At 63.7% G+C, this 26470-nt stretch carries 27 protein-coding genes; 18 read left to right on the top strand and 9 right to left on the bottom strand.

All coding sequences use genetic code 11. The features are described 5' to 3' along the window. Positions 1-76 precede the first annotated feature (76 nt). Complete coding sequence (locus tag ACP691_RS15265; RefSeq protein WP_426151087.1) at positions 77-1027, top strand: adenosine deaminase; 951 nt, start codon at positions 77-79, stop codon at positions 1025-1027. A gap of 19 nt (positions 1028-1046) precedes the next feature. Here ACP691_RS15265 and ACP691_RS15260 read toward each other — a convergent pair whose 3' ends face one another. The 3 genes from ACP691_RS15260 to ACP691_RS15250 all read right to left on the bottom strand — a co-directional run bounded on the left by ACP691_RS15260 (position 1047) and on the right by ACP691_RS15250 (position 3549). Next, positions 1047-1787 (bottom strand): ArsR/SmtB family transcription factor, encoded by a 741-nt coding sequence (locus tag ACP691_RS15260; RefSeq protein ID WP_426150253.1) that lies wholly within the window; start codon positions 1785-1787, stop codon positions 1047-1049. A 293-nt stretch (positions 1788-2080) separates the two neighbouring features. Next, positions 2081-3256: a multidrug effflux MFS transporter gene (locus ACP691_RS15255; RefSeq protein WP_426150255.1), complete on the bottom strand. Its 1176-nt coding sequence runs from the start codon at positions 3254-3256 to the stop codon at positions 2081-2083. Between the two features lie 74 nt (positions 3257-3330). Beyond that, positions 3331-3549 carry a heavy-metal-associated domain-containing protein gene (locus ACP691_RS15250; RefSeq protein WP_040259922.1) on the bottom strand — a complete coding sequence of 73 codons (219 nt, stop codon included), beginning with the start codon at positions 3547-3549 and terminating at the stop codon, positions 3331-3333. Between the two features lie 144 nt (positions 3550-3693). On the opposite strand from ACP691_RS15250, the gene ACP691_RS15245 reads away from it, so the two are divergent. The 3 genes from ACP691_RS15245 to cueR are packed head-to-tail and all read left to right on the top strand — an operon-like array spanning position 3694 to position 6749. Next, positions 3694-4086, top strand: coding sequence for a hypothetical protein (locus ACP691_RS15245; RefSeq protein WP_426150257.1), 393 nt, complete (start codon positions 3694-3696; stop codon positions 4084-4086). Between the two features lie 53 nt (positions 4087-4139). After that, positions 4140-6335, top strand: coding sequence for a heavy metal translocating P-type ATPase (locus tag ACP691_RS15240; RefSeq protein WP_426150259.1), 2196 nt, complete (start codon positions 4140-4142; stop codon positions 6333-6335). Between the two features lie 18 nt (positions 6336-6353). After that, positions 6354-6749: a Cu(I)-responsive transcriptional regulator gene (cueR, locus tag ACP691_RS15235; RefSeq protein WP_426151089.1), complete on the top strand. Its 396-nt coding sequence runs from the start codon at positions 6354-6356 to the stop codon at positions 6747-6749. 29 nt (positions 6750-6778) lie between these two features. Here cueR and ACP691_RS15230 read toward each other — a convergent pair whose 3' ends face one another. Together ACP691_RS15230 and ACP691_RS15225 are read right to left on the bottom strand one after the other, a co-directional pair. Continuing rightward, positions 6779-7672: a PA4780 family RIO1-like protein kinase gene (locus ACP691_RS15230; protein WP_426150261.1), complete on the bottom strand. Its 894-nt coding sequence runs from the start codon at positions 7670-7672 to the stop codon at positions 6779-6781. Between the two features lie 128 nt (positions 7673-7800). After that, positions 7801-8595 (bottom strand): AraC family transcriptional regulator, encoded by a 795-nt coding sequence (locus ACP691_RS15225; RefSeq protein ID WP_426150263.1) that lies wholly within the window; start codon positions 8593-8595, stop codon positions 7801-7803. 80 nt (positions 8596-8675) lie between these two features. Here ACP691_RS15225 and ACP691_RS15220 point away from each other — a divergent pair, with 80 nt between their 5' ends. From ACP691_RS15220 to ACP691_RS15175, 10 genes are all read left to right on the top strand, one after another. Then, a complete protein-coding gene (locus ACP691_RS15220) occupies positions 8676-9701 on the top strand; it encodes a bile acid:sodium symporter family protein (protein WP_426150265.1) in 1026 nt (341 codons plus the stop codon). Between the two features lie 148 nt (positions 9702-9849). Further along, a complete protein-coding gene (locus ACP691_RS15215; RefSeq protein ID WP_426151091.1) occupies positions 9850-10725 on the top strand; it encodes an AraC family transcriptional regulator in 876 nt (291 codons plus the stop codon). 38 nt (positions 10726-10763) lie between these two features. Further along, the gene (locus ACP691_RS15210; protein WP_426150267.1) at positions 10764-11348 is read left to right on the top strand and encodes a LysE family translocator; all 585 of its coding nucleotides are present in this window, start codon (positions 10764-10766) and stop codon (positions 11346-11348) included. Between the two features lie 46 nt (positions 11349-11394). Beyond that, entirely contained in the window at positions 11395-11700 is a 306-nt protein-coding gene (locus ACP691_RS15205; protein ID WP_426150269.1) for a MazG-like family protein, read from the top strand. Next, on the top strand, positions 11697-12446 hold the full coding sequence (locus ACP691_RS15200; protein WP_426150271.1) for a methyltransferase domain-containing protein: 750 nt from the start codon (positions 11697-11699) through the stop codon (positions 12444-12446). Before ACP691_RS15205 ends, ACP691_RS15200 begins: the two co-directional genes overlap by 4 nt. Positions 12447-12464: 18 nt before the next feature. Then, positions 12465-13067, top strand: coding sequence for a DUF4136 domain-containing protein (locus tag ACP691_RS15195; RefSeq protein WP_426150273.1), 603 nt, complete (start codon positions 12465-12467; stop codon positions 13065-13067). Between the two features lie 13 nt (positions 13068-13080). Then, complete coding sequence (locus tag ACP691_RS15190; protein WP_426150275.1) at positions 13081-13638, top strand: DUF4136 domain-containing protein; 558 nt, start codon at positions 13081-13083, stop codon at positions 13636-13638. Between the two features lie 107 nt (positions 13639-13745). Continuing rightward, positions 13746-14249 carry a prepilin peptidase gene (locus ACP691_RS15185; protein ID WP_426150277.1) on the top strand — a complete coding sequence of 168 codons (504 nt, stop codon included), beginning with the start codon at positions 13746-13748 and terminating at the stop codon, positions 14247-14249. Between the two features lie 106 nt (positions 14250-14355). Next, positions 14356-14649 (top strand): hypothetical protein, encoded by a 294-nt coding sequence (locus tag ACP691_RS15180; RefSeq protein ID WP_426150279.1) that lies wholly within the window; start codon positions 14356-14358, stop codon positions 14647-14649. Positions 14650-14735: 86 nt separating this feature from the next. Beyond that, complete coding sequence (locus ACP691_RS15175; RefSeq protein WP_426150281.1) at positions 14736-16085, top strand: MATE family efflux transporter; 1350 nt, start codon at positions 14736-14738, stop codon at positions 16083-16085. Here the strand turns inward: ACP691_RS15175 and speA are convergent. From speA to ACP691_RS15155, 4 genes are all read right to left on the bottom strand, one after another. After that, positions 16070-17983 carry an arginine decarboxylase gene (speA, locus tag ACP691_RS15170; RefSeq protein ID WP_040259939.1) on the bottom strand — a complete coding sequence of 638 codons (1914 nt, stop codon included), beginning with the start codon at positions 17981-17983 and terminating at the stop codon, positions 16070-16072. The two genes, ACP691_RS15175 and speA, sit on opposite strands and share 16 nt — an antisense overlap. Positions 17984-18102: 119 nt before the next feature. Then, a complete protein-coding gene (locus tag ACP691_RS15165; protein WP_040259940.1) occupies positions 18103-18474 on the bottom strand; it encodes a translation initiation factor Sui1 in 372 nt (123 codons plus the stop codon). A 140-nt stretch (positions 18475-18614) separates the two neighbouring features. Next, positions 18615-19163, bottom strand: a complete 549-nt coding sequence (locus ACP691_RS15160) for an NUDIX hydrolase (RefSeq protein WP_426150283.1) — start codon at positions 19161-19163, stop codon at positions 18615-18617. Next, complete coding sequence (locus ACP691_RS15155; RefSeq protein ID WP_426150285.1) at positions 19160-20239, bottom strand: DUF2333 family protein; 1080 nt, start codon at positions 20237-20239, stop codon at positions 19160-19162. The genes ACP691_RS15160 and ACP691_RS15155 overlap by 4 nt, the downstream gene beginning before the upstream one ends. Positions 20240-20507: 268 nt before the next feature. Here ACP691_RS15155 and ACP691_RS15150 point away from each other — a divergent pair, with 268 nt between their 5' ends. The 4 genes from ACP691_RS15150 (at position 20508) to accC (ending at position 26227) form a co-directional block, all read left to right on the top strand. Next, positions 20508-22139 carry a diguanylate cyclase gene (locus ACP691_RS15150; RefSeq protein WP_426150287.1) on the top strand — a complete coding sequence of 544 codons (1632 nt, stop codon included), beginning with the start codon at positions 20508-20510 and terminating at the stop codon, positions 22137-22139. Positions 22140-22215: 76 nt separating this feature from the next. Further along, a complete protein-coding gene (locus ACP691_RS15145; protein ID WP_426150289.1) occupies positions 22216-23973 on the top strand; it encodes a protein-disulfide reductase DsbD in 1758 nt (585 codons plus the stop codon). Positions 23974-24398: 425 nt separating this feature from the next. Then, entirely contained in the window at positions 24399-24857 is a 459-nt protein-coding gene (gene accB, locus ACP691_RS15140; protein WP_426150291.1) for an acetyl-CoA carboxylase biotin carboxyl carrier protein, read from the top strand. A gap of 17 nt (positions 24858-24874) precedes the next feature. Then, positions 24875-26227, top strand: coding sequence for an acetyl-CoA carboxylase biotin carboxylase subunit (gene accC, locus ACP691_RS15135; RefSeq protein ID WP_426150293.1), 1353 nt, complete (start codon positions 24875-24877; stop codon positions 26225-26227). The last annotated feature ends 243 nt before the right edge of the window (positions 26228-26470 follow it).

The raw sequence follows: 26470 nt of genomic DNA, 5'->3' as shown, positions 1-26470 counted from the left end.
CGCCGCGACATTCGCGACCGTGCGCCCGCGGCAGGTCCGGGGTAAAATGCCCTACGCTGATTTGAGAGATTTCCCCATGTACGACTGGCTCAACGCCCTTCCCAAGGCCGAATTGCACCTGCATCTGGAAGGCTCCCTGGAGCCGGAGTTGCTGTTCGCCCTGGCCGAACGCAATCGCATCGCTCTTCCTTGGGCGGATGTCGACGCGCTGCGCGCCGCCTATGCCTTCAACAACCTTCAGGAGTTTCTGGACCTCTACTACCAGGGCGCCAATGTGCTGCGTACCGAGCAGGACTTCTACGACCTGACTTGGGCCTACCTGGAGCGCTGCAAGGCACAGAACGTTATCCATACCGAACCGTTCTTCGACCCGCAAACCCACACCGATCGCGGCATTGCCTTCGAAGTGGTCCTCAACGGCATCACCAGCGCGCTCAAGGATGGCCAGGCGAAGCTTGGGGTCAGCAGCGGGCTGATCCTGAGTTTCCTGCGCCATCTGAGCGAAGAAGCAGCCGAGCGGACCCTGGACCAGGCGCTGCCCTTCCGGGACGCCTTCGTGGCCGTGGGCCTGGACAGCTCCGAGATGGGACATCCGCCGAGCAAGTTCAAGCGGGTGTTCGACCGAGCCCGGAGCGAAGGTTTTCTCACCGTCGCCCACGCGGGCGAGGAAGGGCCGCCTGAATACATCTGGGAAGCGCTGGACCTGCTGAAGATCCAGCGTATCGACCATGGGGTTCGCGCCATCGAGGACGAGCGCCTCATGCAACGCATCATCGACGAGCAGATTCCGCTCACGGTCTGCCCTCTGTCCAATACCAAGCTTTGCGTCTTCGATGACATGGCCGAGCACAACATTCTCGACATGCTGGAGCGCGGAGTGAAAGTGACCGTCAACTCAGATGACCCTGCTTATTTTGGCGGTTATGTGACCGAGAACTTCCATGCCCTGCATACCCATCTGGGCATGACGGAGGATCAAGCCCGCCGCCTTGCCCAGAACAGCCTCGACGCCCGCCTGGTGAAGTAGGTTAAGGTACCCGGCCCGTTCACCGGGCCGGAGAGCCACCGGGGCAACGGCCTTCGTCGCTTTCTGACGACGCAGTGCCGAGCCGGCCGATCTCCCGCTGGCCACTACGGGTAAGTCGCAACGCGTTGCTGTCATCGAGCCGTTTCACCCAACCTTTCTGGAAGAACAGCTGCAGCAGGCTGGCCCCCAAAGCCCCACCCAGGTGGGGCTGGCCATCGCACCAGTCGCAGCAGCGAGTAACGGTCAGGCACCCGCGTTGCACGAAGGCCTGGACATAAATACCGCTGCGGGCAAGGCCCAGCACGCCACAAGGCGTAAGCATCGCGCCGGTGTCGAGTGCTTCCATCCAGCCTACGTCGATGAAACGACGGTACAGGTCGCTCGCCACTTCACCGCCAAGATGATCCTTGCATACCCTGGCCTTGCGCTGCGGCCCCTCGGGCAACGCCCAGCGGTGAATGGCGGACGCCTCGGCAATCTTGGCCGGGCCGGGTACGCAAGCCAGTGCCTCGACGGCCATGCCCACCTCCGGCGCTGCCAGGCGGAAGAACCGCTTTCGCCCTCTGGCCTCACGCTTGAGCAAGCCCGCCGCGGACAGCTTCGATAGATGCGCGCTGGCTGAAGAGGGAGTCAGCCCCGCCAGGCTGGCCAGTTCATCGGCGCCACGAGTGGCGCCGTCGATCAAGGCCCACAACATGGCACTTCGCTTGGGATCTGCCAGGAGCGTGGCGATTCGGCTGATACGAGGTACGTACTCCATGTTCATCTACTCCCTGTAAGTGGGCCGATGACGGCCGGGCATTAGCGGATCCACGTCATTATAAGCACGGCGGTAAGGGGAGAAATTGCCGAGGGAAGCCAGTGCCAGGCTTGCACGCCATGGTTGGCCCGAACAGCGGCACGCTGGAACCCGGAAGGAGAAGTGAGAGCGCTGGTCAGTTCCAGATGAAACGGGGACTAACGAGCGCCGGGGTGATATTGGTTAGGGAAACGCCTGACTACGTCTGGTAAAAAGCCTTACGTGCAAGGTCGGCCTTGACGGCATGACCGAGCTTAGCGCGCGCCGCCTAGGCGCTGGGTGAACAGCGCCGCCGCCACGCTCAACGCGGCGCAACCGGCAATGACCACGCTCATGGGCACTGCGGTGCCGTTGGCCAAGGCCCCTACCAGGCTGGAGGAAACCGCGGCGATCACGAACTGAAGAAAGCCCAGCATTGCCGAAGCGCTACCGGCGCGTGGGCCCTGCCCAGCCATGGCACAGGCCGAGGCGTTGGGAATGATCGCGCCGAGGCTCGCGATGCACACGAACAATGGCATCAACAGGGGCCACAACTGCGCAGGCTGCAGGGCAGTAACCGCCAGCAGCACAACCGCGGCGGCGAGGTAAACCCAGACCATCCGTCGCAATAGGTTTTGCGGGCCTACCCGGCTCAGCAGGCGCGCGTTGACCTGAGCCACCAGAATGAACCCCGCGGCGTTAGCGCCAAATACCCAGCCGAAATGCTCCGCCGGCACGCCGTAGAGCTTGATCACCACGAAAGGCGAACCGGCGATATAGGCGAACATCCCGGCCATCGCCACGCCGCCGGTCAATGCATGCCCCACGAAGCGACCCTCGCGCAGCAACCTACCGTACTGGGTCAGAGCCCCACTGAGCGGCAGGCGCGGCCGATCGGCAGGCAGGCTCTCTGGCAGGCCAAAGTAAACAGCCAGGCCGCAACAGGCGCTGAACAGCGTCAGCACCAGGAAAATGGATTGCCACCCGGTGGTATTTACCAGGAAACCACCCAATACCGGCGCGAGGATAGGCGCCAGCCCCATGACCAGCATCAGTTGGGAAAAGACCTTGGCCGCGCCTACGGTGTCGCAGCTGTCGGTTACGATCGCCCGTGAAAGCACCATGCCGGCGCACCCACCCAGGGCCTGGAGGAAGCGCAGCATCACCAGGGCCTCCAGTGAAGGCGCCAGGGCGCAACCCAATGAAGCCAGGGAGAACACCCCGACCCCCACCAGCAGCGGAAGCCGTCGGCCGAACCTGTCGGCAATGGGGCCATAGATAAGCTGACCGAAGGAAAGCCCCAGGAAATAGGCCGCCAAGGTGCTCTGGATGCGGTTTTCGTCCGTACCGAACTCTGCAGCCATGGCGGAAAAGCCCGGGAGATAGAAGTCGATGGCCAGCGGGCCAAAGGCGCTGAGCGCGCCAAGGATCAAGATGATTCTAAGGTTCATGAGAAAATCGATAGCAAGCTTGGCTTCGTAGTGTAGCGCGCCGCCGCCGGAATTTTCCGAAATCCCCTTCGTCATCAGCCCAGTGGCTTGGGTTCTCCCGCCGGCTGAGCACTGTAGCCGCTATCCTGGATTGCCCGTAACAGACGCTCAACCGGCAATGCGCTGTCTATGCCTACGCGCTGGCCGGGCAGATCGACTTCTACCCGGGCATCGGCATCCAGTTCGCGAATGGCTTGACCGACAGCGCCTACACAATGCTGGCAGGTCATGCCCTGAACACTGAAATATTGCATATGAAAATCTCCTGAGAAGAGCTGACCAAGCATTCACCTTGCCACAACGGCAAGGTCAAGTTTTTCGTTCACCTGCCGGGCTGGTAATTCCTCCACGCCTCCGCCAAGCTTGCAGCAAGTCGTCATTGCCCAGGAGAAGCCGCCATGCGCCGGCCGCTGTTACTCGCTCTCGCCCTGCTCGGTATCCTGCCCGTGGCGCCTGCATCGGCCGAAGGTCCTCAAGGGTACGGCGTACTGATCATTTCCCGGGAACGGCTGGAAGTGGGCACCCCTTGCGAGATCGGCCTCTACATGCAAGACCAGCTTGTAGGCCGGCTGTTCCCGGAACAGAGCGTGTCATACAACCTGCCGCCTGGCCCTTTGGTCGTCCGCCTGCAGATCCTTCCTGGGCAGGCCCCAGGCTGCAATCCGGGAATCGTCGGCGAGCAACGCTCCGCCACCCTTACGCTCCAGGCCGGCGACATCCTCAAGTACCGTATCGCCACAGGCCCACAGGGCTTGTACCTCAAGCCGGCTCCCCTGGACTACGCCCCTTGACCTTGCCATAGGGTCAAGCTTGAGGCTTCATGCTTCCCAAGGAGGCATGAACCATGGCAACACCGGCAACCTTTGAGCTTTCTGTCGATGGCATGACCTGCGCCAGCTGTGCCGGGCGTGTGGAGCGCGCCCTGGGCAAGGTCCCGGGGGTGGCGCAGGCAAGGGTGAACCTAGCCAGCGAGCGCGCTCAGGTCCAGGCGCGAGCGGGGCTATCGGCGACGCAGTTGATAGAGGCGGTGGAAAAGGCGGGCTATCAGGCCCGGCTGACCGGGGACCCGCTGGCGCAGTCACGCGCCGAACAGCGGGCCCGCCGTCGCGAACACGCCTGGCTCGGCCTGGCGTTCATTTTCGCAGCGCCCTTGGTATTCCCCATGCTGCTGTCACCTGTCGGCGTGCAATGGGCTTTGCCAGCCTGGGCGCAGTTCGCCCTGGCTACGCCTGTTCAATGCCTGGCGGGTGCTCGCTTCTATGTCGCGGCCTGGAAAGCCCTGCGGGCCCGCGCCGCCAACATGGACCTTCTGGTAGCGGTTGGCACCAGCGCGGCCTTTGGGCTGAGCCTGTTTCTCTGGCTACGGTCCGAGCCTGGCCACCCACCTCATCTGTATTTCGAGACGTCCGCGGTAGTGATCGCCCTTGTTTTGCTCGGCAAAGCCATGGAGGGGCGGGCCAAGCGCCAGGCTGCCGGTGCCATTCGTGCCTTGGAAGCGCTTCGGCCACTTACCGCGCAACGTCTGGAAAATGGAATCGCGCGTGAGGTGCCTGTTGCGTATTTGAAAGTCGGGGACCTTCTGCGAGTCCGTCCAGGCGAGCGAGTCGCCGCCGACGGCCGGATCCTGGAAGGCGAAAGTCATCTGGATGAGTCGCTGCTGACCGGCGAAGCGCTTCCAGTCGCCAAAGGCACCGGAGACAAAGTCAGCGGTGGCACGCTCAATGGCGAAACCGCTTTGGTCGTGGAAATCACCGCGACGGGTGCCCAGACGTTTTTGGAAGGCATCATTCGTCTGGTGGAGACAGCACAGGCCGCCAAGGCGCCGGTTCAGCATGCAGTCGATCGCATCAGCGAGCTCTTCGTCCCCTTCATCCTGCTGCTGGCGCTGGCGACCGGCCTGGGCTGGTATTGGCTGCAAGGCTCGCTGGAGCAGGCGCTGGTCACCGCTGTCAGCGTTCTGGTGATCGCCTGTCCCTGTGCCCTGGGCCTGGCCACCCCCGCCGCCATCCTGGCCGGGACAGGTGTCGCGGCTCGCCATGGAGTGCTGATCAAGGACATCCGAGGCATTGAGATCGCCCACCGGCTCGGCCATGTGATCTTCGACAAGACTGGCACCCTGACCCAGGGAACACCTGAGCTGGTTGAAATACTTCCACTGGGTGGCGAGCGGGCCCCGGTATTGGCCGATGCCGCTGCGCTGGGCGCAGGAAGCCAGCATCCACTGGCACAAGCCATTGGGCGCGCCTGCGCCAGAGAGGGGGTTGGTCTCCCTGCGGCGGTGGGGCTATCAGTGCTGCCAGGGCGCGGCATCGCCGGTGAGGTCGAAGGCCGGCGCCTGTTACTGGGCAGTAGTCGGCTGCTCCAGGAGCACGGCCTGGAAACCCGGGAGCTGAACGCCGTCGCCCAGGCCTGGGAAGCCCAGGGGCGGACATTTTCCTGGCTGGTCCAGCTCGCCCCTGTCCCCGGCGTGCTGGGCGCCCTGGCTTTCGCCGACCAGGTTCGACCCGAGGCGGCCGCCGCGGTCCGGTTACTGCAACAAAAAGGGATAACCTGCCATTTGCTTACCGGCGACAACGCTGGCAGCGCGGCGCAAGTCGCCAGCTCGGTAGGCATCACGGAAGTACAAGCGCGCCTGCTGCCAGGCGACAAGGCCCAGCGGGTCGCCGCGTTGTCTGCCCAGGCGCCGGTGGCGATGGTCGGCGACGGCATCAACGATGCGCCTGCCCTCGCCGCCGCCAGCATTGGCATTGCCATGGGCGGGGCCAGTGACGTCGCCGCCCAGGCTGGAACCATGGTCCTGGCGCGTGCCGACCTTAGGCTGGTGCCCGCCAGCCTCGCGCTGGCCAGCAGGATACGCCGCAAGATCCACCAGAACCTGTTCTGGGCCTTCGCTTATAACCTGGTGGGGCTGCCTCTGGCCGTTTCTGGAATGCTCAGCCCGATGTTCGCTGGCGCTGCCATGGCTGTGTCCAGCGTCTGCGTAGTCACCAACGCCTTGCTGCTGGCCCGCTGGACCCCTGATTTCGACCCTTTGGAGTAATCCATGCCCGCCTTCCCGATGAACATCGGCCAAGCCGCCGACCGTAGCGGGCTGACGCCCAAGATGATTCGGCATTATGAGCAAACGGGCCTGCTGCCTCCTGCTGTGCGAAGCAACAGCGGCTACCGGCTGTATGGGGAAGACGCCCTGGAAACGCTCGGTTTCATAAAGCGAGCCCGTGACCTGGGCTTCAGCCTGGATGAGGTCAGAGAACTACTGGCGCTCAGGCGTGACCCTGACCGGGCCAGCGCCGACGTTCAGGCTCTGGCCCGACAGCATGTACAGGCACTGGACGAGCGCATCGAGCGGTTGCTTGCTCTACGTGAAAGCCTGCAACGGCTTGTAGACCACTGCCAGGGCAACGCTGCGCCTGAGTGCGCCATTCTGGATGAACTGGCCTCGGCCAAGCCTTGAGCCGCAGGCCGCGGGCATGTTTAGGGCAATCAGCGCAGCCAGGGAGGGGTAGGCTCCTCGGGGGAATCGGAAGGATTATCCTGTTGTGCACGCAGGGCCTGGCGCCTGGCTTCTTCGCGCTTGGCGGCCTCGATTTCCCGCATGACCCCGCCCACGTCGGCGGCGACTTCGGCCTCCTTGTAGGTACCCGTAAGCGCCGTCTCGGCCGTGAGCTTCCCAGCCTTGTACAGTTCCCACATTTCCTTGGCGTAGCGGGTGCCCTTGAGTTCCGGCGCGAAGCGGCCGAAATACTGGGCCATGTTGTTCACATCGCGCTCAAGCATGCTGAACGCATGGTTATTGGCGGCCGCGTCCACCGCCTGCGGCAGATCGATGATCACCGGCCCGTCCGGCCCCAGGAGCACGTTGAATTCCGAGAGGTCTCCATGTACCAGCCCCGCGCATAGCATCAGCACGATCTGCCGGATGACGAAGGCATGGTATTCGCGCGCCTGTGCGGCATCGAGCTCTACGTCGTTCAAGCGCGGAGCGGCGCCGCCCTGGCCATCGTCGACCATTTCCATGAGCAATACGCCGTCGACGAAATCAAAGGGTTGAGGTACCCGTACACCGGCGCTGGCCAAGCGGAACAGGGCACTGACCTCCGCGTTCTGCCAGGCCTCCTCGGCTTCCTTGCGCCCGTAGCGGGTGCCCTTGGCCATTGCCCGCGCCTGCCGGCTGTTGCGGGTCTTGCGGCCTTCCTGGTATTCCGCCGCCTGGCGGAAGCTACGCTTGTTCGCTTCCTTGTAAACCTTGGCGCAGCGCAATTGGGTGCCGCACCGCACCACGTACACCGCCGCTTCCTTGCCGCTCATCAGCGGGCGAAGCACTTCGTCGACCAGACCATCTTCGATCAGGGGTTCTAGGCGTTTTGGCGTCTTCATCGGTTGCTCAAGGGTCCTTATTAACCGAACAGCAGAGGATTGGGCGAACGTGGAGTTCCCGCGCCGGATGCTCGCCCAGCAGCGTGACGAATGCAAACGCCTGGCCGGATTTAATCCTAAAACGGGGCTTAGCGTGCCTGAAACACCTCTCCAGGCGTGCTCGCGAACAGTCGCTTGAATGCGGCAATGAAGGCAGAGGTTGAATCATAGCCGCTGGCCAGGGCCGCCTGGGTAACGCTGCTTCCTTCCTGCAACGCGCTGAGCGAAGCCAGCAAGCGAACGCGCTGGCGCCATTTGCGGAAGGTCATTCCGGTCTCCCGGGTGAAGAGCCGCGCCAGGGTCTTTTCCGACACGTTCAGTGACCGGGCCCATTGCGTCAAGCCCTGGGCAAGATCCGGCTGAGCGATCAACGCCTCGCATAGCGTCAACAGCCCCGAATGGCGAGGCAAGGGTACGCAAAACGCCACTTCCGACAGCCCGAGCAGTTGATCCAGCAGCACTGCGGTAAGTCGAGCTTCGGCGCTATCGCCCAGCGGGTACTCCGGCTCGAAGGCAGAAAACGCCAGGATCAGTTCACGTGTCAGCGCAGTGACCTCCAGCACGCGACATAACGCGGCCGAAGGCCCGGCTACGCTTGGGTCCACATACAGGCTGCGCATCTGTGCCTGGGTGCTGGTATGGACCCAGTGCTCCACGCCAGCGGGAATCCATACGCCCCATTGAGGCGGGGCGAAATAACTGCCCTGATCGGTATGCACGGAAAGCACGCCACTGATGGCGTAGGAAAACTGCACCCAAGGGTGGCTATGCCGGGGCGTCCAGGAGCCGACGCCCAACTGTTCGGCGCGGGCGTAGACCGGACGAGGCAACGCCTTCAGGGCTGGGATGGAACGGGCCGGCGGTCGCTGTCCGTTTGGCGTCATCAGCTGCCTTTTTGTCGCAAGACGGTTAGAAGCGCACAGGTTAACGTGGATGCCTCGAAGTCGTCATCGCCTGTGGTCTTATGCCTGTGCTCAAACATGTCAGAAAACTTGTTACCGATTGGTTCCTGGGCGGGATGGTCCTGGCCACTATCCTGGCTTGGCAGTTTCCTCGCTATGGCGCCAGTGGTGGCCCGCTGCACCTGGACAGCGTCATCAATATCGGTGTGTTCCTGGTGTTCTTTCTGCATGGCGCCAACCTGTCCGGTGAACAGATTGGCCGAGGGCTACGCAACTGGCGTCTGCACCTGATGGTACAAGGCACTACCTTCGTTCTTTTCCCACTGCTCTGGCTGATAGCGCGCTACCTGGGCGCCGGTGCCCTGCCCCCCATGCTGATGCTGGGGTTCCTTTACCTCTGCGCTCTGCCGTCGACCATTTCCTCCTCCGTCGCCCTTACCGGGAGCGCCACAGGCAACGTACCAGGGGCTATTCTCAATGCCAGCCTGTCCAGCGTGCTCGGCATCTTCATCACCCCCTGGCTGGTGAGCCTGGAAGTAGGTACCGGCCAAGACGGCATCGACCTGGGCCCTACCCTGCTCAACCTGAGCTTGATGCTTCTCGCCCCGCTGGTGCTCGGGCAAGTAGCCCGCCGTTGGGTCGGTTCCTTCTTCGCTCGACACAAGCGCTACACCAACATCCTGGACAAGAGCGTCATCCTGTTGCTGGTCTATGCCGCGTTCTGTAACTCCATGCAATCCGGTCTCTGGGAACAGCAAAGTGGCAACGTGCTGCTCGCTGCGTTTCTGGGCAGCGCCTTGCTCCTGGCAGTGGTCCTGTTGCTCACCACCCGGATTACGCGCTGGGCAGGCTTCGACCATGGTGACGAAGTGGCCGGCGTATTCTGCGCGAGCAAGAAATCCCTGGCGGCCGGGGCGCCCATGGCCACGCTGATTTTCGGCCAGCATCCCGCCCTTGGCCTGATCCTGCTCCCGATCATGATCTACCACCCCCTACAATTGGTGGTGTGCTCGGTCATGGCCGAGCATTACAACCAGCGCGCCGCCGCCCGCATGGCACAAGCCCCAGTCGCCGCGCCTACGCCCTGAGCACGCGACCAACGGCACCGGCAGCCAGGCAACGTTGTACGTCCAAGGCTCTTTGGGGCGTAATGATCCGCCGCCTGTGCACAAACGTTCTAGCGCCGAGGGCCTGGCCATGGATTACTGTCTCCAGCCGCCGAATGTCATGCCCATCATGAATAACTGGATACACCTGCTGCGAGACCCTCATACCGGCATCGAAACCCTGCATGCGCATTTTCAGGGGCATGCCCATGCCTATGACCCGCATTGGCATGACACCTATCTGATCGGCTTCACCGAGCAGGGTGTGCAGCGCTTCAATAGCCGCCGCGCCCGTCATGACAGCACTCCGGGCAAGGTATTCATGCTCGAGCCTGGAGACATCCACGACGGCGACGCCCCCAGCCCGGACGGTTTTACCTACCGCATGCTTTACCTGCAGCCCGACTGGCTGGAACAGGCCCTGGCGGGTCTTTACCGCGACGGCCCAGGCAGGCCCTTGCCTGGAATAGGCACAGTGCTCAACGATGATCCCGAACTGGCCAGGGCGACGGTGCTGGCGTTCAATGCCCTGCACCAGCACGAAGTGCAGCTGGTGCGCGACATGGCCCTCGATGGGCTGCTGGCCCGCTTGAGCCATCATTTGCGTTGGCACCGCCCGCAGGAAACCAACCCCTGCGCCCCGTTGATCGCTCGCCGTGCCCGGGACTTTTTGGTAGCGCATCTGCACCAGGATGTAGGCCTGGAAAGCCTGGCACAGGCCTGCGGCACGGACCGCTTCCGCTTGACCCGTGCATTCAAGGCAGCCTACGGCCTGGCGCCCCACGCCTGGCTGATTCAGTTGCGGCTCAGCCGTGCCCGCCAATTGCTGGCCTTGGGCATCCCGCCTCTGGACGTTGCCCATGACTTGGGCTTCGCCGACCAGAGCCACTTGGGGCGATGGTTTCGCCGGGCCTACGGCATCAGCCCGGGTGCCTATCGCCAACAGGCGAATGGTGACTTACGGCAGCCTTGCACAAGCCTTCAAGACCCTCCCGGGCAGGCCTGAACACAATTGGCGCCCAGCCTTCAGCCAAGGGTCAGCCCATGCTTGCATTCGTTCTGTTCGCCTTCGTTGCCTCCATCACCCCCGGCCCCACCAACCTTATCGTGCTCAGTACCAGTGCTCAGCGAGGGTGGCGCCCATGCGTGCCCATTATCTTCGGCGCCGGTGCCGGCGCGGCCCTGCTGGTATGGGCAGTCGGCACCGGCGCCGGCAGCGCCTTGCTGCTGCTTCCTCGGCTGCGCCCGGCCCTGACCGTGCTGGGCCTGGGCTGGATGCTCTGGCTGGCCTGGCGGATTTTCACCGCGCCGGTGACGCCAATCGAAAAGAACCCGGCCAAGGCCGACCGCCCCATGGGCTGGCTTGGCGCGGTATTGCTGCAGTGGGTCAACCCCAAATCGTGGATCATGGCGCTGGCGGTAATCAGTGTGTTCATGGCCGAAGGGCAACCCTTGGGCCAGCTCACCCTGGCGTTTTTCCTGGTAGCCTTGCCTTGCCTGGGAGCCTGGGCACTGCTGGGCCGAGGCGCCGCCCGCTGGCTCGACCGCCCGCGGCAGATGCGTTGGTTCAATCGGGTTCTGGCCCTGCTGCTGGTGATTTCATCGGCCGGCGCCCTGCTGCACCCTTGATTCCCCGCCTGCGTCCGTCGAAGCTATGGGCCTCTAGGAGAGGCCCATGAATCTGCAAGAACTCACCGAGCGGCTGCACCGCATCCGCGACGATAACGATTGGCAGCGTTACCACAGCCCCAAGAACCTGACCATGGCGGCCAGCGTGGAAATGGCTGAGCTGGTGGAAATCTTCCAATGGCTGACCGAAGCCGAATCGCGCCGGCTCGCGCCGGAGCAGCTGGCCCATGCGGGCCAGGAAATCGGCGATGTGGTGCTGTACCTGCTGTTGCTCTGCAGCGAGCTGGGCCTGGACATGAACACCGTAGTCAGCGCCAAGCTGGCTGATAGCGAACGGCGCTTCGCCCGATGAAAGACCGTCATTTCGATGCTCTGGCGGCGCGCTTCGCCAACAAGATCTACGGAGGCGCCAAGGGGGCGATACGCCTGGCGGTGCTCCAGGCCGACCTTCAGGAAGCCTTGCCCACGCGCCCTCTGCGCGTGCTGGACGTGGGCGCCGGGCTTGGCCACATGGGTGCCTGGCTCGCCGCTCAGGGCCATGAGGTAACCCTCGCTGAGCCGGCCGCCCCGATGCTGGCCGCTGCCCAGGAACGTTTCGCCGAAGCCGGGTTGGCCGGCACCTTTATCCAGGCCAGCTGGCAGGAGCTCAGCGAAACGCCAGGCGAACCCTACGACTTGGTCATCTGTCATGCGGTGCTGGAGTGGCTGGCCGAGCCGGCCGCGATCTTCCCCGCGCTAGCGCGCTGGGTGGCGCCTGAAGGCTGGTTGTCGCTGGCCTTCTACAACCGTGACGCCCTGGTGTACCGGAACCTGCTCAAGGGACACTTGCGCAAGCTCCGAAGCCAGCACCTGGCGGGCGAGAAGCAAAGCCTCACGCCCCAGACGCCGCTCGACCCACGAGAGCTGGAAGGGCACCTCAACCATTACTGGCAGGTCGAAAGCCGCAGTGGGGTACGGGTTTTCCATGACTACATGCCTGTGGAATTCCAGTCCAAGGCCCGGATCGAAGATCTGGTCGCGATGGAACTCGAATACCGACGCCATCCAGCCTTCGCCGGGCTGGGCCGCTATCTGCATTGGATCTGCCGGCCCCTCTAGGGCCGCTTGGAGAGGATGATGCGAGGCCGCTTCCACGCTGTTCTATGTTGCCTTGCCCTGGTCAGTTGCCAAGGCCCCAACCCTTATGTGGCCAGCTCACTGCCCTTGCCGCCCGCGCCTGCCTCGGCCAGCCAGGGCATCGACATGAGCGCCTATCCGGCAGCTCCGAGGGATTATGGGCGCTACCGCAGCTGGGCCTGGGTAAACGGCCAGTTGCCCACAGGCACCGCCGCCTTGCCGCCTGAAACCATCGCCGAAGCGGTGAGCGCGGCCATGGACCAACGGGGCCTGCGCCCTGCCCGCTCCACCGCGCCAGACTTGCGGCTGGCTGCTGAACTGCGCACCGAACGCCGCCTGCGGCAGGTCCAGGACAGCTACGACCCCTATTACGGCCCCGGCTATCGGCCTTATGGGCCTTATGGCTATTACGCAGGTCCACCTAGGGTGCGCACCTACGAGGTCCAGGTACTGGTAGTACGGCTGCACCTGTTCGATGCCGCTACGGGCCAGGAGGTATGGTCCGCCGCGGCTGACACCAGTGCCCAAGGCAGCCAGGGTGAACAGGCGGATGCCTTGCGCGCGGCCCTGGATAACGCCCTGGCTACCTACCCCCCACGTTGATCAGGAGGTCCCCATGCGTGCACGCCTACTCATCGGTTGCCTGGCCCTTGCGCTGGCCGGTTGCCAAAGCAGCAATGTCAACCGCGACTTCGATGCCAGCCGCGACTTCGCCGCCTACCGTAGCTGGAGCTGGCAAGAGCCGGCACTGCAATATCGCCCGGACGATCCTCGCATCCGCAGCGACCTGACCGAGCAGCGTCTGCGCCAGGCGGTAGCCGATGCCCTGGACCAGCGCGGCCTGCGCCCGGCCAAGGGCGGCGCGGCGGATCTGAAAGTGCAGGCCTGGCTGATCGTGGACAACCGCCACGAGCAGATCACTACCAGCTATGGCGGCCCCTGGGGCCCAGGTTGGGGCGGTCCCTGGATGGGCCCGGGATGGAACGAAACCCGCAACCTGGACTACCGCGTGGCCACTTTGCAGCTGGACCTGCTCGACGGCCGCGACGGCAAGCTGATCTGGCGCGCCAGCGAGGAGCGCATAATGACTGATCAGGGGGCAGCGCCGGCTGAGCGTACCCAGGCTCTGCGCCAGGCGGTATACCGCCTGTTGGAGCAATATCCACCGCGCTGAACCTTTCATCCCGGGCTTGCCTCCATAGCACATAGGCCAGCTTGACGTAGCTCAGGATCAGGGCTGGACTTGCAGAAGAAGTGCGGGCTGCCGGAAGGAGTTCCGGCATGGAAGTGGCGCTGAAGGGAAGAGCTCTACGGATGCAATGCCTGGTATTACTGATCTGGTTCACCCTGTGTGCCGAACAACATGTGCGGCAACGGCAGATTGCGGACAGCCTCACCCTGGGAGGTGGCTGCTTCGCCCTGTGGTACCTGTTCACTACCGGCCATACCTGGCTGGGCGCAAGCGCCAGCGAGGGGGCCTTTGCCCTGGCCTTGAGCATGCTGCTGACGCTACCGGCCTACTGGCTGGGCCGGCTTACCGAAGCGGAAGTCAAGCTGCTCGGGACCTTGGCCCTGGCCACGGACCGGATGCACTGGCTAGGTACCTTGGGCACTGCCCTGGTCGCTGGCGTGCTCTGGCTCATGCTGGGGCAACGTGTGTGGGCCCACCTGGACAGAAAAATCCGGCTGCGCCTGGCCAACCTGGCCCCTGACCCTGCCTTGGCTCCGCCCTTGGCGCCCTTTCTCCTCATGGGCTTCCTTGCTGCCTTGACCTGGGTACGCTGACACTTCCGGGAGCGCGGGCAGGAAAGCGAGGCGGCAGGGGAACCACCGCCTCGCCTGGCTGACCAAAGCCACGCACCCGGCGTATGCCGGCCATTAGGATGACAGCATGCAGGTAGAAGGCTTTTTCGAATGGCTGGGCCAGGCGCTCGGCGCGGTGATCCGCTTTATTGTGGACGGCCTGGACTGGCTGTTCGGGACCTTGGCCCACGCTGGGGGCAATTTCGTCGAGGGCCTGTCGCGTACCCTGGGCATGGACACTTCCCTGATCAGCATCCTCGCGCTGGTGGTGGGCCTGCTTCTGCTATACGCGGCGGTCAGGGCATTCATGCGAGCCTCCATTGTGCTGGGCGTCATCTGGGCGCTGCTGGGCCTTTGGCTCTTGAGCTGGATCATTCACTGAAACGCCGCGGGCGGGCTGCACACCGGTCGTAGAGTTGGGCTAAGGTAGCGCTCCTCCCCCCGGATGCGTGCCGCGCTGGATTCACCATGACCCCTTGGCTACAAGACTGGCGTGACCGCCCAACTCACCGTCGGGTGTGGGCCCTGGCCGCCCCGATGATCCTCTCCAATGTGTCGGTGCCGCTGGTAGCCTTGGTCGACAGCGCCGTCATTGGACACTTGCCCCACGCCCATCAACTGGGCGCCGTGGCGGTGGGAGCCAGCCTGTACAGTCTGCTAGCCTGGGCCCTGGGTTTTTTGCGCATGGGCGCAACGGGTTTCACCGCACAGGCGGCCGGGCGTGGCGACGGCGATGGCCTGCGCCAGGTGCTGGCTCAAGGGCTGCTGCTGGCCCTGGGATTCAGCCTGCTGGCATGGCTTATCGCAATGCCGTTCAGCCGCCTGGCATTGGGCTGGATGCAACCCAGCGCCGAACTGGAAAGCAGCACGCTCGCCTTCTTTCATACCCGCCTGCTGGGCTTGCCGGCTGCCCTGGGCAGCTTCGCACTGGTTGGCTGGTTTCTCGGAGTGCAGAACGCCCGCGCGCCACTGGCCATGTTATTGCTCACCAACGCCGTGAATATCCTGCTCAACCTCTGGTTCGTGGTGGGGCTGGACTGGGGCGTGCTGGGTTCGGCCAGGGCTTCGGTCATCGCCGAGTGGCTATCCCTTTGCCTGGGCCTGGCCCTGGCAAGGCCGGCGCTGAAGGCTCAGCCTGGCCGTATTCCCTGGACGCGCCTGCGCCGCTGGGCCGGCTGGCGCCCGCTGCTTGGCGTGAACCGAGACATCTTCCTGCGCAGCCTGGCGCTACAGGCGGCATTCTTCCTGATCACTGTACAGGGCACTCGCCTAGGTGATTCCACAGTCGCCGCCAATGCCTTGCTGCTCAACGGGCTGTTGCTGACCGCTCATGCGCTCGACGGCCTGGCCCACGCCGTGGAAGCCCTGTGCGGTCATGCTCTGGGCGCGCGCGATCGCCTGGCCCTACGCCGCTGCCTGGTAATAGCCGCAGGCTGGTCGCTGCTGGCAAGCCTGGCCTTCGTACTGTTCTTCAGCACTTTTGGCGAGCTGTTCATCGAACTGCAGACGGACATTCCCAGCGTACGAGCGACAGCCGCCGCCTTCCTTCCGTACCTGGCGGTATTACCCTTGATTGCGGTCTGGAGCTACCTGCTGGACGGGCTGTTCATCGGCGCCACCCGTGCCCGGGACATGCGCAACGCCATGATGTTGAGCCTGGCACTGGCGCTGCCGTTAGCCTGGCTTAGCCGTGGCTGGGGCAACCATGGTTTGTGGCTGAGTTTCTTGTGGTTCATGGCGCTCAGGGCGTTCACCCTGGGCGCCATTGCCGTACGCCTGGCTCGCGGCGACCGCTGGTTCGGTCAGGAGGCCAGGTAGGAGGAGCGGGTCAACCCCAGACGCAGCGCGTCGAGGAAGGTGGTGCGCTCACGTGGGGAGATCTTGGCGCTGGCGACCTTGTCCCGGTAGTGCGTCATCAGCTCCTCGGGCGAGAGGTGAACGTAGCGCAGCATGTCCTCGATGGTGTCGTGGGTTTCGATGCCGGCGTGGTACACGCTTCCGCTTTCGGTCTGGTAGATGTTCACCGAGTCCGTGTCACCGAACAGGTTGTGCATGTCGCCGAGAATTTCCTGGTAGGCGCCCACCAGGAACACGCCGAGCATGTAGTCCTCGCCACGCGCCACCGGATGCACCGGCAGGCTGGTTTCGATGCTCTGCTCGTCCACGTACTGCTTGATCTTGCCGTCGGAGTCGCAGGTCAGGTCTTGCAGCACGGCGCGACGCACAGGCTCTTCGTCCAGGCGTTGCAGCGGCAGGATCGGCAGCACCTGGCCAATGGCCCAGGTATCGGGAAGGCTCTGGAACACCGAGAAATTGCAGATGTACTTGTCGGCCAGCTTGTCGTTGAGTTCGTCGAGGATGGCGCGGTGGCTGCGCTGGCGGGCCTTCAAGGCATTGTGCAGCTTGCGGCACACCGCGAAGTAGCACTGCTCGGCCAAGGCCTTCTGCGCCAGGGTGACCTTGCCATCAGCGTACTGGCTGGCGATGTCGCCGATATAGTGAGTGGCGCGCCAGTAGATCTCGGTGACCATTTCCGGGTCCGTGGGCCCGAGCAGGTCGGCCAGCCACTGCAGGGTTTCCGGCAGGCTGTCGCGGTCCGGCAGCTCAGGGATCTCGTCGTTGTGCCGCTCCACGTCGGTGACCTGTACCACCAGCATGGCATGGTGGGCAGTCAGGGAACGGCCGCTTTCCGAGAAGATATGCGGGTGCGGCAGGTTCTGCGCATTGCAGAATTCCTTGAGCATACCCACCACCACGCCAGCGTAGTCGTCCATGTCATAGTTGATGGAACTGGCATTGCGCGAATGGGTACCGTCGTAGTCCACACCCAGGCCGCCGCCCACGTCGATGTGGTCCACCGGCAATCCCAGGTTGCGCAATTCGCCGTAATAGCGGATGGCTTCCTTGAAGCCGTGCTGGTAGTCGGCCAGGTTGGCGATCTGCGACCCCATGTGGAAGTGCAGCAGGCGGATGCCCTGCTCCAGGCCAGCCTCGCGGAAACGCTCGACCACCGAAATCAACTGCGCGGCGGACAAGCCGAACTTGGATTTTTCGCCCCCCGTATCGGCCCACTTGCTCGACGCCAGGGACGACAAGCGTACCCGCAGGCCGATCTGCGGCTTGACCTTGACCTCGGCGGCCTCCTCGATCACCAACTGGACCTCGGATTCCTTCTCGATGACGATAAAGACGTTGTGGCCGAGCTTCTGGCCAATCAGGGCCAGGCGAATGAACTCGCGGTCCTTGTAGCCATTGCAGACGATGGTGCCGCCCTTGGGCGCCAAAGCCAGGACAGCCATCAGCTCGGGCTTGGAACCGGCCTCCAGGCCGATGGATACGTTCTTGGTGGCGATGATGTTTTCCACCACCGCCTCCTGCTGGTTCACCTTGATCGGGTACAGGGCGGTGTAGCGATTCTGGTATTCGAGGCGGGCGATGTTGGCGTCGAAGGCGCCGGTCAGCTGACGCACACGATGCTGCAGGATATCCGGGAAACGCACGAGCAAGGGCAGCGAAAGGCCGCTCTTGCGCAGTTGCTGCACCTGCTCGTACAAGTCGATAGGCGCGCTGTCCGGGCCGTTGGGGCGAACCTCCACGCGGCCGGCTTCATTGATGGCGAAATACCCCGCGCCCCAATGCCTGATTCCATAAACGCCGCGGCTGTCCGCAACGGTCCATTGGCTGCCATCGTCTTTGCGAGTGCGTCGTACGGACATCGAGGTCCCCTGTGATAGGCCCACCCAGCGGAGTCAGCCCCGCCGGTTGATGGAAAAAAGTGGTAGCGGCACCTGGCGGGTAGACCCCGTCACCAGCGCCGAGTTTAGAAAGAAGCCGGTCAGCCGCCGGACTTCTTGACTTTGAATCCCCGCCGGGTCAGTTCGCCAAGCAGCAGCTCGACGTGATCACCCTGGATTTCAATTACGCCGTCTTTCAAGGCACCGCCCGTGCCGCAGCGACGCTTGAGCTCGGTTGCCAGGGCCTTGAGGTCGTCCAGGGGCAGCGGCACGCCTGTGACGGTAGTCACGGTCTTGCCTCCCCGCCCCTTGCTTTCCCGACGCACCCTGGCGACACCGTCACCCGCAGGCAGCACGGCCTGGCCACACACGCACTCGGCAACTGGCTTGCCGCAGTCAGGGCAATGCCGGCCACTGTCGGTGGAATACACCAGACCGCCAAGGGAGGCAAAGGAAGAAGCTTTCTTGGCCATGGGCAAGCCTCTGGGAGAGCGAAAAGGCCGCGCAGTTTAACGGCAAAACCATGACATGCTAAGGGTTGCGCAAGGCCATTTCGCAGAAAATCTCGATCGTGGGCCAACGGTGCACGAGCGCGCCGCTGGGCGCTAAAGGATCAACCCAGGAAACGCGGGAAATAGCGCCTCAAGGCTTCAACCGAATCGGGGCACCAAGGCTCCGCCTTATAGCGCGCCGCCACCGCTTCAGGCGTAAGGAAACAGGCCTGGGCGATCTCTTCGGGCTGCAGACGCAGTGGGCCATCATAAACGGCGGAAAACACACCGCACCAGAGGCGATTGCCCGGTGCGTCGAATAGAAAGCGCCCATGTTCGCGCAGCTCGACGCCGCTCACGCCCAACTCTTCCTCGAGCTCTCGCTTGGCCGACAGGCTGTAGCTCTCGTGCGCCTGAACCATGCCACCCGCCGCCGCGTCCCAATGGCCTGGGTAGACGGCCTTGCTTAGCGTGCGCTGCTGTACGCAGAGGCGCCCCTGGCTGTCGAACACGAAGATGAAGGTTCCCCGCCCGATCAGCCCACGCTCACGCAAGGTAGCCCGAGGCAGCGCGCCGAGCAGGCGATCATGCTCGTCGACCCAGGCGATGGATTCGCGATCCGAAGCGGCCCGATGCGCCGCCTCGGCCGCCGAGAAAAGCCCTTGGCTCATCCCTGGGACAACAGCTGACGCAGGTCCAGCACGGCGGCATTGGCGCGGGAAATGTAATTGGCCATCACCAGCGAATGGTTGGCGAACACGCCGAAACCGCTGCCATTGAGTACCACAGGGCTCCACAACGGCTCCTGGGAGGCTTCCAGTTCGCGAATGATTTGCCGCACACTGACCGTGGCATTTTTCTTCGCCAGCACGTCCGCGAAGTCCACCTCGATGGCCCGCAGCAGGTGGGACAAGGCCCAGGCTTCACCGCGCGCCTCGTAGAAGACGTTGTCGATCTGCAACCAGGGCGTTTCCACAAACTGCTCTTCCAATTGCGGCGCGCTACCTGGAGTGAAGGTTTCGGTTTTCACGGTGGTGTCCAGCTTGACCCGGCCAACGCTGGCCGACAACCGCTGCGACAGGGAGCCCAGGCGCGTGGACACGTCGCCCAGCCAGTTGTTCAGGTTGTCCGCCCGCGCATAGAAGAACGCGCCTGGGTTGGGATCGGTCAGGCGGCGCTGGTAGTTGCTTAGCGACTTGAGCCCTTCCTGGAATTCCGACTCGCTCGAAGGCAGCACCCAGGACTTGTTATCGAAGTTGAAGCGCGGCTCGGCGCGGGCCAGGTCACCGTCCTCCGTGGACTGCGACTGGGACCGGGCGAAGTCCTTGCGCAAGGCGCGGCTCAGGTCGCGTACCTGCACCAGCACGCCGTATTCCCAGCTGGGCGTGTTATCCAGCCATAGGCCGGGCGGGAAGCGATCGTTTGAGAGGTAGCCGCCGGGCTTATCCAGCAAGGTGCTGGCCACCCGCTTGAGGGTTTCGACCGTAGTGTAGCCAACCACCATCTGGCGCCCGTCCCGCTGGACCGCGGCCTGGGCGTTCTGCTGCACCGAGAACAGGTCTGGCTCACGGCTCCAGTAGATGCCGAGCACGAGGGTCACCAGCAGATAGATGGCGACCACGCAGATCAAGGCACGGCTCACCAGCAAGCTCTTCCAGTAGCCCCGCCTGGCCGGTGCGGCACTGGTATCGGCAGGCGCCGCTCCAGGCGTTCCAGGGGTATCGGTGCGTTTCTTCCAGTCGAGCATCAGGCTGTCCTTTCAACTTTCGAGTCATCGGTTCGACCGCGCCGGCTCGCTAACGTGCCCGGTCAGGCCTACCCACCGGCGGCACCCTCGCCCCGGCACCGATCACTATAAAGGACCCGGGCCGGCGCCGCGACGCCAGGTACGCCCCTGACCAGGCAATTCGCGCTCCTGACTTGTCATATCAATGGCGGCGGTTTTACGACGTAGCGCACATTACGGACGGTCAATCGCTGATAGCATAGAGCTATTACCTTATTGAATCCCGTACATGAACCCGTCAGACGAGGCCAGCGAGCAGCAGGTACGCCTGCATTTCGCGCAACGTGTCGTGCACCAGGCACGCGATGTCCTGGAATTATGGCAGCGCGTCCAGTATCAGCCATGGACAGGCAGCGTACAGGAACGCATGGAGGATACCCTGCTGCGCTGGCAACGTTTCGCCGAGCGCTATCAAGACCGGGAACACCTTGAACTGGCCCAGCAGGCCCAGGCGGCGCTCGGTTCTCTTACCTTCCATGAAGGCCGCCTGGACAGCCCAGCGCTGGGACGGATGAATGCAGTGATGCGGAAACTGGCCAGTAGCGGATTACGTAGCCGCGATCGTCCTGAAGAGTTGGCTTGCCTGCCTACGCCCAGGCATTCAGTCGCGCTGCTGCTCAACGATGTCCAGGCGAGCCGGGAGCTGGCGCGACAATTGGAGTGCTTCGGCTGCGCCGCCGAGCCCATGGCCGATGTGGCCGCGCTGCAGTCCGCAATGGTGGAACACCCGCCGGCAGCCATCATGATCGACGTGGATTTCCATGGCGCGGGCACAGGCCTGCTGCTTGCGCAGTCTTTGCGCGCGGGCCTGGGCGACGGCACACCGCTGATCATGCACAGTCGAGGCGAAGCCGATACGCCCACGCGCCTGGCCGCGGTCCAGGCTGGCGCCAAGGCGTTCCTGGCCGGTCCACTGGAAGCCTGGACAGTACTCGAAACCCTGGAGCCGTTGCTCAATGACGAACCCTGGCAGCCCATCCGGGTACTGATCATCGACGATTCCCGGGCCCAGGCCATGCATACCGAGCGTATGCTCAGCAGTGTGGGCATGGTCACCCGCTGCCTGAGCGACCCGCTCCAGACCATGGCCGAGCTGGCCGACTTCCAGCCCGAGCTGATCATCCTCGACATGTACATGCCCGGCTGCACGGGTACCGAACTGGCCCGCACCATCCGCCAGAACGAGCGCTACGTCAGCGTACCCATTCTCTACCTATCCGCCGAAGGAAACGTCGACAAGCAGCTCGATGCCCTGAGCGAGGCCGGTGACGACTTCCTTACCAAGCCGGTGCGCTCACGCCAGCTGGTGACCCTGGTGCGCAACCGAGCCAAGCGGGCCCGCAGCCTGCGCAGCCGGATGGTCCGCGATGGCCTCACTGGCCTGTACAACCACACCCATATCCTGCGCGAACTGGAGGACTGTTGCCTACGCGCCCAGCGTGACGGCGGCGCCCTGACCTTCGCCATGCTGGATCTCGATCACTTCAAGCGCATCAATGACCGCTTCGGCCATCCCACGGGCGACCGGGTGATCAAGAGCCTTTCGCTGTTCCTGAAGCAGCGGTTGCGCCGCAGCGACCTTATCGGCCGGTACGGTGGCGAAGAGTTCGCCATTGTATTGCCGGATACTACGGCCGAAGCCGCCGTCCAGGTGCTAGAAGACATCCGCGCGCGCTTCGCGGCCATTCGCCACCCGGCTCATCCCATGCCTTTCGGCTGCACCTTCAGCGCAGGCGTGGCAAGGCTCGGGCCGGGCATGCGAGCGAATACACTCACCTCCCGCGCCGATGCCGCCCTGTACCTTGCCAAGCAGGCCGGGCGTAACCGCATCGTTCAGGCGCCTGAGCCCGACCTTTTCTGAGTTTCATCCCAAGGCGGTCGGCGGGGGCGCCACCGATGGTTATGATGGGCGGTCGATCCGTTGTAACGAGACACCCATGCGCCAGTTGATCCTGACTCTATTGTTGGTCTTTGCCCTACCCGCCTCTGCGGGGCTTCTCGATGACCGTCCAAGCACCGTACTCGGAGGCGCCGTCACCAGTGGGCAGTTCCTGCCCGTGCGCGAAGCCTTCCGCTTGAGCCAGCTGGAAGGCTCGCCAGAAAAGATCCGCCTGCGCTTCGTGGCCGCCGAGGGTTACTACCTCTATCGTCAGCGGCTGCAATTCCATACCGAGCCCACCGGCATTCCTCTGGGCCCGCCGGACCTGCCTGCCGGTGAACGCAAGCATGACGAATACTTCGGCGACGTGGAGGTGTATCACAACATCCTGGACGTGGAGCTCCCACGCCCGCCGCAGACCAACCAGGCATTCACCCTGGTGGTGACCTATCAAGGGTGTGCCGACAAAGGGCTTTGCTACCCCCCGGAAACCGAGCGACTGGCTATCCCGGCCTTGCCTGGCGCGCAAGCTGCCCCTGTTGGAACCGCGCCTGTCAGCGGGTGGCGCTGGCAGGACCTGGCCCTGTTCTTCCTCGCAGGTCTGGGGCTGACCTTCACTCCCTGCGTGCTGCCGATGTTGCCGATCCTGTCTGGTGTGGTACTGCGTGGCCAGGTCGGTGGCTGGCGCGGGCTGAGCCTGTCCCTGGCCTACGTCATCCCCATGGCGGCCTGTTTCGCCGTGCTGGGGGCGCTGATGGGGTTGTTCGGCGCCAGCCTCAACCTGCAGGCGCGCCTGCAGTCGGCCTGGGTGCTGGGGCCCTTCGCCTTGTTCTTCGCGGTATTCGCCCTGGCCATGTTCGGCGTCTTCGAGCTCAAGCTTCCTGGCGCGCTGTCCGAACGCCTGGATCGCCTCGCCAGCCGTACCCAGGGCGGCTCGCTGCTCGGGGCGGCGGCGCTTGGAGTGCTTTCCAGCTTGCTGGTTTCGCCTTGCGTATCAGCGCCCCTGGCGGGCGCCCTGCTCTATATCAGCGCCAGCGGGGACGCACTTGGCGGTGGCCTGAAACTGCTCGCTCTTGGCCTGGGCATGGGCGCTCCCCTGGTAGTGGTCGGCACAGGGCGCGCGGCCTGGCTGCCTCGTAGCGGACCCTGGCTGGTAACGGTCAAGAATGCGATTGGCGTGCTTCTGCTGGGGTTGGCCATCGCGCTACTGAGCCGAGTGCTGCCGCCGGCCCTCACCCTGCTGCTGGTCGGTATCCTGGCTGCGGGAACAGGACTTTTCCTTGGCGCGGTGGACTTCTCCCCTAGCAAAACGCCGCGCGAGCGCCTGAGCCAGGTCGCCGGCTTGCTCTGCCTGAGCTATGGGCTGGCGTGCTGGGTTGGCGCCTTCTCCGGCGCGGGCAACCCCTTGCAACCTCTGGAACGCACCACGACGGCTCCGGTTGCGCCGCAGACCGACGACTGGCAAACGGTGCGCCAGGTGGCGGAACTCAAGCGAGCCCTCGCCGATGCCGCGCAGGCCGGCCAGCCAGTGATCCTGGACTGGTATGCCGATTGGTGCATCAGTTGCAAGGTGATAGAGCGGGAGGTACTGAACCAGCCGCAAGCCATCGCGCAGCTGGCCACTTACCGCAAGCTTCGCTTCGACATTACCGCCGGCACCTCGGAGCAGCGCAGCCTGCTGGATGAGTACAAGCTGTTCGGCCCACCCGTGATCCAGTTCTTCGACGCTTCAGGTAGTGAATCCAAGGCTTCCCGGATCGTAGGCGAAGTCGACCTCAAGGGCTTCCTTGGCCGCTTGCCGGGTAAAAAGACATGAGGCGATGACCAAAACAACCGAAGCGGTCAGATAGTTGCCGGGATTCTCGCCCAACGTGCTGGCAGCGTCGTCAAACTGGACAGCGCTTGTACAGTTGGGCATAGTCGCCCCCCATGTCACAACAAGAACCTGAAAAAGGGTCGGCCAACGGCGCCCATGCCGGTTGCTCGCTCCGTACAGCTTCCGCCCATGCAAGCGTCAAGTTCTGCCTGGAACGTGACGCGGCAAGGTCGCGGAGCATCCCACACCCTGATGCGCCGTATATCGATGCGCGATCAAGGACATACGTTATCGCCCCGCCCCCTGTACTGCGTGCGCGGGGGCTTGCGCACCTTAGCGCCACGTGTGCCGCCTCGGCTTCGAGCCGTTCGGCCCACCTGACCCTTTTGCCTTAAAACCCCTGACCCATGCGGGAGTTGAAGTTCATGGATATTCGTAAAGTCAAGAAACTGATCGAGCTGCTGAAAGAGTCCGGTATCGACGAGCTGGAAATCAAGGAAGGCGAGGAATCCGTTCGGATCAGCCGTCACAGCAAAGCGCCCGCGCAACAGTTCTATGCTGCTCCCGCCGCTGCCCCGGCCCCGGCGCCAGCCCCTGCCGCAGCCGCCGCTGCCCCTGCAGCGGAAGCGCCCGCCGCGCCCAAGCTCAACGGTACGGTTGTGCGCTCGCCCATGGTCGGCACCTTCTACCGCAAGCCATCGCCGACTTCGCCGAACTTCGCTGAAGTCGGTCAGACCGTGAAGAAGGGCGACACCCTCTGCATCGTCGAAGCCATGAAGATGATGAACCACATCGAAGCCGAAACCAGCGGTGTGATCGAGTCCATTCTGGTGGAAGACGGGCAGCCGGTTGAGTTCGACCAGCCGTTGTTCACCATCGTTTGAACCGCGGAGAGTCTCCGATGTTGGAAAAAGTATTGATCGCCAACCGCGGCGAGATCGCCTTGCGGATCCTGCGCGCCTGCAAGGAGCTCGGGATCAAGACCGTCGCGGTGTATTCCACCGCCGACCGTGAGCTGATGCATCTGGGCCTGGCCGACGAATCGGTCTGCATCGGGCCGGCGCCCGCGGCCAAGTCCTACCTGCACATCCCGGCGATCATCGCCGCCGCCGAGGTGACGGGCGCTACCGCCATTCACCCAGGGTATGGCTTCCTGGCCGAGAACGCCGACTTCGCCGAACAGGTTGAAAAATCCGGTTTCGCTTTCATTGGCCCGAAAGCAGACACCATTCGCCTGATGGGTGACAAGGTATCGGCAAAGGACGCCATGAAACGCGCTGGCGTGCCTACGGTACCGGGCTCGGACGGTCCTCTGCCGGAAGACGAAGCCGAAGCCCTGCGCATCGGTCGCGAGGTAGGCTACCCGGTGATCATCAAGGCTGCCGGCGGTGGCGGTGGTCGTGGCATGCGCGTGGTGTACAAGGAAGAGGACCTCATCTCCTCGGCCAAGCTCACCCGCACCGAGGCCGCCTCGGCCTTCGGCAACCCCATGGTGTACCTGGAGAAGTTCCTCACCAACCCACGCCACGTGGAAGTGCAGGTGCTCTCCGATGGCCAGGGCAGTGCCGTGCACCTGGGAGACCGCGATTGTTCGCTGCAGCGCCGCCACCAGAAGGTACTGGAAGAAGCGCCGGCACCGGGCATCGATGAAAAGGCCCGCCAGGAAGTTCTGGCGCGCTGCGTGGATGCGTGCATCGAGATCGGCTACCGCGGTGCCGGTACGTTCGAATTCCTGTACGAGGACGGCCGGTTCTACTTCATCGAGATGAACACCCGGGTCCAGGTCGAACACCCCGTTTCCGAAATGGTGACGGGTATCGATATCGTGAAGGAAATGCTCAGCATCGCCGCTGGCAACAAACTGTCCTTCACCCAGGACGACGTGGTCATCCGCGGCCACTCGCTGGAATGCCGGATCAACGCTGAAGATCCGCGCACCTTCATTCCAAGCCCAGGCACGGTCAAGCACTTCCACGCCCCAGGCGGCAATGGCGTGCGGGTGGACTCGCACCTGTACAGCGGCTATGCCGTACCGCCGAACTATGATTCGTTGATCGGCAAGCTCATCACTTACGGCAAGGATCGCGACGAAGCCATGGCGCGCATGCGCAATGCCCTGGACGAAATCGTGGTGGATGGCATCAAGACCAACATCCCGCTGCATCGCGACCTCACCCGCGATGAAAGCTTCTGCAAGGGGGGCGTGAACATTCATTACCTCGAGCACAAGCTGGCCGAGGAAAAGGCCAAGTAATCCCCTGGCCTGCCCCGTTGCCCCGGGGCAGGCCAGGTGACGCCGCAAAGGGTTGTCTGCGCTTCGTGGTCGCCAGGGAGTGCATCCGACTTCCATGGCAATTCCCCCCCGCCTCACCCGTGCCCCAGCACCGTAGCAAGCGTGCGCTCCACTCGAGCACGGGACGCTTATCCAGCTACCAAAATAGGGTCGCCCGGCTACGCTGGATATCCCAACCCCGGCCCGGTGCAGTACACTGCCCCG

The organism is Pseudomonas sp. DC3200b2, from assembly GCF_049895785.1.
GTDB classification, from domain to species: domain Bacteria; phylum Pseudomonadota; class Gammaproteobacteria; order Pseudomonadales; family Pseudomonadaceae; genus Aquipseudomonas; species Aquipseudomonas massiliensis.
Note: the sequence above shows the minus strand (reverse complement) of the source record. Positions and strands in the feature narration are given on the sequence as shown.